At 65.1% G+C, this 7,337-nt stretch carries 9 protein-coding genes; 3 read left to right on the forward strand and 6 right to left on the reverse strand.

Annotation, left to right across the window (positions count from 1 at the left end):
* Window positions 1-3: 3 nt before the first annotated feature.
* On the reverse strand, window positions 4-1,422 hold the full coding sequence (locus A6A05_RS03055) for a methyl-accepting chemotaxis protein (RefSeq protein ID WP_068497351.1): 1,419 nt from the start codon (window positions 1,420-1,422) through the stop codon (window positions 4-6).
* Between the two features lie 315 nt (window positions 1,423-1,737).
* On the opposite strand from A6A05_RS03055, the gene A6A05_RS03060 reads away from it, so the two are divergent.
* Window positions 1,738-1,917 carry a hypothetical protein gene (locus A6A05_RS03060; protein WP_068497353.1) on the forward strand — a complete coding sequence of 60 codons (180 nt, stop codon included), beginning with the start codon at window positions 1,738-1,740 and terminating at the stop codon, window positions 1,915-1,917.
* Here the strand turns inward: A6A05_RS03060 and A6A05_RS03065 are convergent.
* The 4 genes from A6A05_RS03065 to purE form a co-directional block, all read right to left on the reverse strand.
* The gene (locus tag A6A05_RS03065) at window positions 1,908-2,624 is read right to left on the reverse strand and encodes a DedA family protein (protein WP_245644172.1); all 717 of its coding nucleotides are present in this window, start codon (window positions 2,622-2,624) and stop codon (window positions 1,908-1,910) included. The two genes, A6A05_RS03060 and A6A05_RS03065, sit on opposite strands and share 10 nt — an antisense overlap.
* 106 nt (window positions 2,625-2,730) lie before the next feature.
* Complete coding sequence (locus tag A6A05_RS20585; protein WP_156520864.1) at window positions 2,731-2,883, reverse strand: hypothetical protein; 153 nt, start codon at window positions 2,881-2,883, stop codon at window positions 2,731-2,733.
* Between the two features lie 69 nt (window positions 2,884-2,952).
* The gene (locus A6A05_RS03070) at window positions 2,953-4,038 is read right to left on the reverse strand and encodes a 5-(carboxyamino)imidazole ribonucleotide synthase (RefSeq protein ID WP_068497355.1); all 1,086 of its coding nucleotides are present in this window, start codon (window positions 4,036-4,038) and stop codon (window positions 2,953-2,955) included.
* Window position 4,039: 1 nt separating this feature from the next.
* Window positions 4,040-4,555, reverse strand: a complete 516-nt coding sequence (gene purE, locus A6A05_RS03075) for a 5-(carboxyamino)imidazole ribonucleotide mutase (protein ID WP_068497357.1) — start codon at window positions 4,553-4,555, stop codon at window positions 4,040-4,042.
* A 129-nt stretch (window positions 4,556-4,684) separates the two neighbouring features.
* Here purE and A6A05_RS03080 point away from each other — a divergent pair, with 129 nt between their 5' ends.
* Together A6A05_RS03080 and A6A05_RS03085 are read left to right on the forward strand one after the other, a co-directional pair.
* Window positions 4,685-5,416, forward strand: coding sequence for a GGDEF domain-containing protein (locus A6A05_RS03080; RefSeq protein WP_068497359.1), 732 nt, complete (start codon window positions 4,685-4,687; stop codon window positions 5,414-5,416).
* A gap of 67 nt (window positions 5,417-5,483) precedes the next feature.
* Entirely contained in the window at window positions 5,484-6,761 is a 1,278-nt protein-coding gene (locus tag A6A05_RS03085; protein ID WP_068497361.1) for a DUF6161 domain-containing protein, read from the forward strand.
* Window positions 6,762-6,764: 3 nt separating this feature from the next.
* On the opposite strand, the gene A6A05_RS03090 is transcribed toward A6A05_RS03085, so the two are convergent.
* Window positions 6,765-7,214, reverse strand: coding sequence for a DUF429 domain-containing protein (locus tag A6A05_RS03090; RefSeq protein WP_172822168.1), 450 nt, complete (start codon window positions 7,212-7,214; stop codon window positions 6,765-6,767).
* Between the last annotated feature and the right edge of the window lie 123 nt (window positions 7,215-7,337).

A 7,337-nucleotide genomic window follows, 5' to 3' on the forward strand; every position in this document is an offset into this window, starting at 1 on the left:
TCTCTAGCTGGTGATGCGATAGCCGATGCGCACGCCGCCCCAATGGCGGCCCCGCACACTGATCGGCGCCGAGACATCCTTCATCATCACGAACTGCCCACCGCCCATGTCGCGGCGATAGGTCTGCAGCAGGAAGCTCTTGGTGTTGCGCCCCGCCGACAAGCCGGTGCGGTCATTGAACAGGCGACGGTTGCGGCAATTGGCGTTGTTCCACACCGGGTCGCTGCCCTGGGGCTGCGAGAACTTCTTGTTGTGGGTCGGCAGGAAACCGTTGCGGTCGACGGCGGCGCAGAAGGCGACGCGGGGGTCGAACGTCAGCACCGGCTCTTGCAGCTCGGGCATGATGGAATCGGTGAAGTGCACGAACCGGGTCATGAATTGCTGCGGGTTGGTGCCGGGGATTTCCTGGTAGTTCTCGTCGAACAGGTCATCCATGGTGACGCGACCGCTGGTCAGGCCTTCCTCGAAACGGATGGCGGCTTTGCCCGCCACCTCCTTGACCAGCTCGATGAAGGCGGTGTCGCCGGTGCGATAGCCCGAATCGGCGATGAAGCCGATCAGTTCCTCGGAATTGGCCAGCAGCGAGGCGATACGCTCGTCGGCCCGGCGCAACGATTCCGAGGTCATCGAGATGCCCTCGAAGAACTTGTCGATCTCGATGATGACGTCCGAGCATTGGCTGAGCGAGGTCGAGGCCGCGATGGAAATATCGGCGACACGCTCTTCGACGGTGCCGATGGCCTGGCCGAACACCGCCACGGCGTCGTTGATGACGCCGACGCCGGAATTGACCGAGTCGGCCATTTTCAAGGTGTCGGTCGACGAGGTGATCAGGTCGGTCACCGATCCCGACAGCTTGCCGACGGTATCGTCGATGCCGGTGGTGACGTCGGCGGTCTGGCGGGCCAGTCCCTTGACCTCGGTGGCGACCACGGCGAAGCCTTTGCCGGCATCGCCCGCACGGGCCGCTTCAATGGTGGCGTTGAGCGCCAGAAGGTTGGTCTGGCGGGCGATCTTCTGGATGTCGCGCGACATCGTCGAGACCTCGCCCAGCGCGCCCTCAAGCTCTTCCAGGCGCTCCTCGATGCCCTGAACCGCGCCGACCAGCAAGTTGATGTCCGACAGCGCCGACGAGATGGTTTCCAGCGAATCGGCCGATTGGCGGCCGGCGGCCTCGGTGACGTCCTGGGTCTCGCGTCCGGCGGTATCGATGCGACGGATGGCCTCGGCCATCGTATGGGCGATGGTCTTCAGGTGGGCGAACAGGTCTTCTTGGTGTTTGACGAACTTGGCCAAGCCGTCGATGGTCCCGGCGACGTCGGCGACCTCAAGGCTCAAGGCCTCGATCTTCTCGAGAACCTCGGACGCAAAGTGGTCGCCCTTGGCCTGGTCCGGGCGCACCTCGCCCTCGGTTCCTGCCATCCTGCTTCTCCCTGATGAAATCTGGGTTTCTTATTTCGGTCCGTTTGACGGACCCCGTTTATCCCGTCAGTAAAGCAAATCCAAAGGGGGGTGGTCAATCGCGGCCGTCGCGCGAAAAACTTTCGCTAACCCCTGGATTTAAGTGGAGATTTTTCGGGACGCCGCTGTGCGCAGGTGCAGCATCCCGTAATAAGGGACTGCCTGTTGGGGTGGCAAGCCAATCGCTGGTGGTCGGGGCGTGGGTTCGGGCGGGCTTCAACCGGGCCGTTGTCGAGGGTAGACTGGCTCCACAGCTTGATTCGGAGGGTGGATTTGATGAGCGGTTGGGGGTGCCCGCATGAGATCAAGGGGCAGTGCGGCCGGGTGGCCGGTCGCCCGTGCGACCCCGGCATGAAGGGGTGCATCCTGGCCGGGCGATTCCGCTTTTCGAACGACGACAAGAACCGCCCGCCCAAGCCGCCGAAGGCGTCGGGCGACGAAAACGATCAATCCTGAGTGGGGGCGGCCGGCTCGGGTGTGGGTTCGGCGGCGCGCATCTTGCGCTTCTGGCTCAGGTAGCCCAGGCCGCCGATGATCAGTGCCGCCAGCACGAAGCCGCCCAGCATGGTCCATTTGTGGTCGCCCAGCCAGGTTTCCAGCGCCTGGCCCAGCCAATAGCCGCCCCAGGCGAAGGAATGCGCCCAGATCGCGGCGGCGATCAGGTTCAGTATGAAATAGCGCAGCCGCGGCACCCCGGAAATGCCGATGACGAACGGGGCGATGTTGCGGATGCCGTAGATGAAGCGGAACGACAAGATGAACAGGACCGGGTGGGTCTTGACCAGATGAAAGGCCCAATCGACCTTCTTACCCAGGGTCGGCCAGCGGGCCAGCAAGGGCGTGCCGTAGCGGCGTCCGATATAGTAATACAATTGGTCGCCGCAGAAGCTGCCGGTCAGCGCCGACAGGGCAATCAGCTCGACATTGATGTGATAACGCCCTTCCGAGGCGATGATGCCGGCAATCAGCACCACCGTCTCGCCTTCGATGAAGGTCCAGACCAGGATGGTCGGATACAGCAGGTAACCGTACTGGGTCAGGATCAGTTCCAGCACCTCGCCCGGAGAGCCGAGGCGGTGAAAGGTCATGATCATGGCAACGATGCCCCCCAACCCGGCCAGGGCGACAACGGCCAGCAGAATACGGCGCAAGGTGGGAGACATTCAGTCCGTCGGTCTTTCTCGTGCGAGCAGGGCAACCTTCCGGTATCGGCAGGAAGACGTCAACGACGAACTGCCGATGTTACCGGATCGTCATCGAACCCGCGTGTCAGCGCAGGATTTCGGTCAGCATTTCCTTCTTTTCAATGTCCCTGAGCAGGCTGACCAATTCGAAATCCAGGGCGTCGCGCACCGTCGCGGTGGCGGGCATGGTGGCCACCGACTGGCTTTGAATGACATCCTTGATCAAACGCTGGCTCATGGCCATTCCCCGACTTTGTTGGTTGCCGTCAAGAATTCCGCACCGGCGGGGGCTCCGTCAACCCACTGGTCAGCCGAAACGGCGCGGCGCGATGCGGGTGACGTGGCCCATCTTGCGACCCAAGCGGGCTTCGGCCTTGCCGTAAAGATGCAGCTTGGCGTCGGGATCGGACAGGATGGCCAGCCAGTCATTCACGTCGTCGCCGATCAAATTCTTCATCACCGCGTCGGAATGGCGGATCGGGTCGCCCAGCGGCAGGCCGCAGACGGCGCGGATGAATTGCTCGAACTGGTCGGTCACGCAGGCATCGATGGTCCAGTGGCCGGAATTGTGCGGCCGGGGCGCCATCTCGTTGGCCAGGATATGGCCGTCCTTGGTGACGAACATCTCGACCGCCAGCAGGCCGACCAGATCCAGCGCCTCGGCCGCCTTGCGCGCCACCTCGATGGCGCCTTGCGCCAAGGAATCGTCGATGGGGGCGGGGACGGTGGTGGTGTCCAGGATGTGGTTGGTGTGGACGTTCCAGGCCGGCTCGAAGGCTTGGGTCTTGCCGTCCAGGCCGCGGGCGACGATCACCGACACTTCGCCGGCGAAGTCGATGAAGCCTTCCAGCACGCTGGTCGCGCCGGCCATGGCGGCCCAGGCCCGGTCCAGGTCGGTGTCGGGGCCGATCTTGGTCTGGCCCTTGCCGTCATAGCCCAGCCGGGTGGTTTTCAGCACCGCCGGCCGGCCGATGCGGGCCACCGCCTGCCTTAGGTCGTCGGCCGAATTGATTTCGGCCCACGGCGCCGTCTCGATGCCGATCTCGTTGAAGAAGCGCTTTTCCGAGATGCGGTCCTGCGCCACGTCCAGCACCCGCCAGCCGGGGCGGACCGGAACCAGGCCGGTCAGCAGACGGACGCTGTCGGCGGGGATGTTCTCGAACTCGAAGGTGACCACATCGACGGCGCGGGCAAAGGCTTCCAGCGCCGCGAGGTCGGTATAGGCCGCCACCGTCGCGGCGGCGGCGACCTGTTCGGTCGGGCTGTCGGGCTCGGGGCCATAGACATGGACGCGATAGCCCAGGCGGGCGGCGGCCAGGGCGGCCATGCGGCCCAACTGGCCGCTGCCGATGATGCCGACGGTCGAGCCGGGGGGCAGGGGGGTGCCAGCCATCTCAGGCAATCAGTTCGGGGCGGTCGGGATCGACCGGCAGTTCGGCCACCGCCTCGGTCTGGCGGGCGCGCCAGGCTTCCAGGCGGGCCGCCAGGGCATTATCGCCCAAGGCCAGGATCGAGGCGGCCAGCAGGCCGGCATTGATGGCCCCGGCCTTGCCGATGGCCAGGGTGCCGACCGGCACGCCGCCCGGCATCTGCACGATGGAATAAAGCGAATCGACGCCCTTCAGGGTGCGGCTTTCGACCGGCACGCCCAGCACCGGCAGGGTGGTCATGCTGGCGGCCATGCCCGGCAGGTGGGCGGCGCCGCCGGCTCCGGCGATGATGACGGAAAGGCCGCGGCCCTTGGCGCCGGTGGCGTACTCGACCAGGCGCTTGGGGGTGCGGTGGGCCGACACCACCCGGGTCTCGAAGGGAACCTGCAACTCGGCCAGCACCTCGGCGGCGTGTCGCATGGTCTCCCAGTCCGACTGGCTGCCCATGATGATTCCGACCTGCGGCTTGGCCTTGCTCATTGGATATTCCTCTTCCGACGGGGATGGTCCCGGGAAAAGCGGCGATTATAGAAATCGCGGCAGCCGGTGCAAGAAGCTTGTGAAGTGTGATAACATAAAGGCTCGAACGGAAGAAAACCGCGTCCCATCATGGCCGACGAGTATCGCACAGAACGTGTCTTCCGCCTGACGGCGATCAACGAGTTCGCGCGCGAGCATGAACCGTATCGCCGGCATTTGCCCCCCGGCGCCTATGTTTCGACCGAACCCAAACCCAAGCCCGATGCCGCCGACATCTCGTCTGTGCTGGGATTGCCGGCCGAGCAGGTGACGCCTGAATTGCTGGAAGCCCTGGTCCCGCTATTGAGCGAGCTCGAGCATCTGCGGGTCAATGCCGACCATTTCAGCCGGCGCGAGCAATGGATGGAGCGCCAGGCCGACCGCCATTCGGTGGTGCCGTGCCTGAACCGCCGCGCCTTCATCCGCGAGGTCGAGGCCTTCCTGGCCAGCGGCGACGCCCACGGCATCATCGGCACCCTTCAGGTCGCGGGCGTCGAGGCGCTGCGCCAGCTGCACGGGCTGGCCGCCGGCGAGGGGGCGTTGCGCCACATCGCCGCCAACATCCTGGGCTCGTTGCGCGGCAGCGATCTGGTCGCCTGCATCGGCGGCTCGGACTTCGCCATCTTGCTGGCCGGGTCCGACGACAACCAGGCCCGGGCCAAGCTGGCCGACATCGTCATCCGCATCAAGAGCCCGCCCTATACCTGGCTGGGCCAAGCGATCCCGCTGACCCCGGCCTTCGGCCTAGCGGTGCTGAGTCGCGGCGAGGGGGCTGAACAGGCCCTGGCGGCGGCCGATCGCAACCGGCGGGGGTTGGGGTAAGCTAGGGCTGGATAAGCCGCACGTAAAAATTATAATGACCGCGAATGCATCTTGCAAGAGTGGTCCCTTGCCCGATTCCGCCGCCCCCGTCTTCGCCCCCATCACCATCACCCCGTTCGGCAGCCCCAAGCCGATCCGCTTCACCAGTCTGGAGGAGGTGGAAGCGTGGGTGGATGCCGAGATCGCCGGGTGGGAACCGATGTATCGGTACAATGGGAATTTTACGCAATTTCAAGAACATGCCGCTTCGATCGAGTCGGTGAGGGCCGCTGTTAAATCGGCCAAGGTCAAACAATCAGAACCGGCCTTTGCTTTCGTCCTGGAACGTGTGCGAAGGCTGGAAGCTCCACCCTATCTCGCCCTGGATTGCCCAGGTTCCAATCTGATCCTTACGGAGGTGGGACGGGACCGCGCGACGGCGGCGGTGTTACTCAAGCTGTGGTTGGGATCGCGGGCAAGCAACGAATTCAGGCAATTCGACCTAAATATCGTGGCGCTGCTGCGTGCGGCAACCATCTGGGGGGTAACCGACGGCGGGCGCAGCGATGCCGTTGCCCAACAGCGCAATACCGTCAGCTTACGGCTGGGCAAATGGGATTCCGACCTCAAGAATCGCGCCAATCGTGCCGAGGAAGCCTTCGGCCGGTTCGAGGCCAAAGCCACCGAACAGGTGGCGCGCCAGCAGCAGATTGCCGCCGATCAGGAACAATTGCTCGCCAGCCAGCGCGAAAACCTGGACGCGCTGGCTGCCCATCATCGCGATACGCTGTCGCGCTTGCACGATCACCACAAATCCGAATTGACCACCTTGCACCGTGACGCGAAGGATGCCTTCGATGGCCTGATCCGCACCTTCACCGAACACATGCGTCTGAAGGCGCCGGCCGATTACTGGAGGGACAAGGCAGCCGGCCACAAGACGTCCGCGACCAAGTGGTTGCGGGTGTTGATGGGCGCGCTGGGGGCCGGCTGCGTCGGGCTGGGGGTGGCCTATTGGCTTTACCTCTATGACTGGATCGCGCATCTGTCGAAGGACGGGGCCTCGGCCCCGGCGGCGGTGTTGCTGGCCCTGCCCGGCCTGCTGTACCTGACCCTGGTCAAGGTCGCCCATAAAAGCTATCGGGACGAGGTCCGCCTTGCCGCCGATGCCGAGCAGCGCACGACCCTGGTCCAGACCTATCTGTCGCTGACCGAGGGCAACGACAACGGCGTCCTGGCCGGCGAGCGCCTGCTGGCCCTGCACGCCTTGTTCCGGGGCACGGCGCATTCCGACAGCCCCGACGACACCCCGCCGGTCAACTCGCTGGAGGCGATCATCCAGTCGCTGAAGCCGAAGGACCGCTGATTCCTAGGGCGCCACCGCGATCCAGCCTTCCTCGTCGCAGTCTTCGGGGAAAGGGGCGGTGCGGTCCGCAACCGCCAGGGCCGCCAGGGCGGCCAGCACCGCGTCCAGGGCGTCGGGACTGTCCAGGCAGGCTTGGCGCCACCGGCCGAGATCAAGCCGTGTCCGCAAGGATTCAAGAATTTCGCCGCGCAACTCGGCCGAGCCGGCGTAGCCCTGGTAGGGCAGGCCCCACTGCTTCAACTGCGCCATCGGGAAGGCCTCGGCCAGCACACCGGACCCGGAGCGCACCCATGGCCAACATGGCGGCATTCCAGCCGCAGCGATCAGCTTCAGGGCGGCGGCGGTGAAGGGGGCGCCGCCGCGCGGCTGCCGCCAGGTCGAGGACCGCACGTTCAGGCCGCGGGCTCGCCAGGCCTGCTCGGCGGCGCGGTAATCCTTGCGCTGGGGCGACACCGCCAATAGGTCGAGGAAACGGTCTGCCGTGGGGAAGGGGCGCCCGCATAGGCGTTAACATAGCGCACACACTTGGCGTTTTCGCTTTCTTGGGGTGTCGGCGAGGCGTACAGCGAGGCTGGT

The sequence above is a fragment of the Magnetospirillum moscoviense genome (assembly GCF_001650635.1).
GTDB lineage: Bacteria > Pseudomonadota > Alphaproteobacteria > Rhodospirillales > Magnetospirillaceae > Magnetospirillum > Magnetospirillum moscoviense.

Coding starts and splice junctions, on each gene's coding strand:
- A6A05_RS03060 (WP_068497353.1), top strand. CDS start 1,738: ATGAGCGGTTGGGGGTGCCCGCATGAGATCAAGGGGCAGTGCGGCCGG.
- A6A05_RS03065 (WP_245644172.1), bottom strand. CDS start 2,624: ATGTCTCCCACCTTGCGCCGTATTCTGCTGGCCGTTGTCGCCCTGGCC.
- A6A05_RS03055 (WP_068497351.1), bottom strand. CDS start 1,422: ATGGCAGGAACCGAGGGCGAGGTGCGCCCGGACCAGGCCAAGGGCGAC.
- A6A05_RS03080 (WP_068497359.1), top strand. CDS start 4,685: ATGGCCGACGAGTATCGCACAGAACGTGTCTTCCGCCTGACGGCGATC.
- A6A05_RS03070 (WP_068497355.1), bottom strand. CDS start 4,038: ATGGCTGGCACCCCCCTGCCCCCCGGCTCGACCGTCGGCATCATCGGC.
- A6A05_RS20585 (WP_156520864.1), bottom strand. CDS start 2,883: ATGAGCCAGCGTTTGATCAAGGATGTCATTCAAAGCCAGTCGGTGGCC.
- purE (WP_068497357.1), bottom strand. CDS start 4,555: ATGAGCAAGGCCAAGCCGCAGGTCGGAATCATCATGGGCAGCCAGTCG.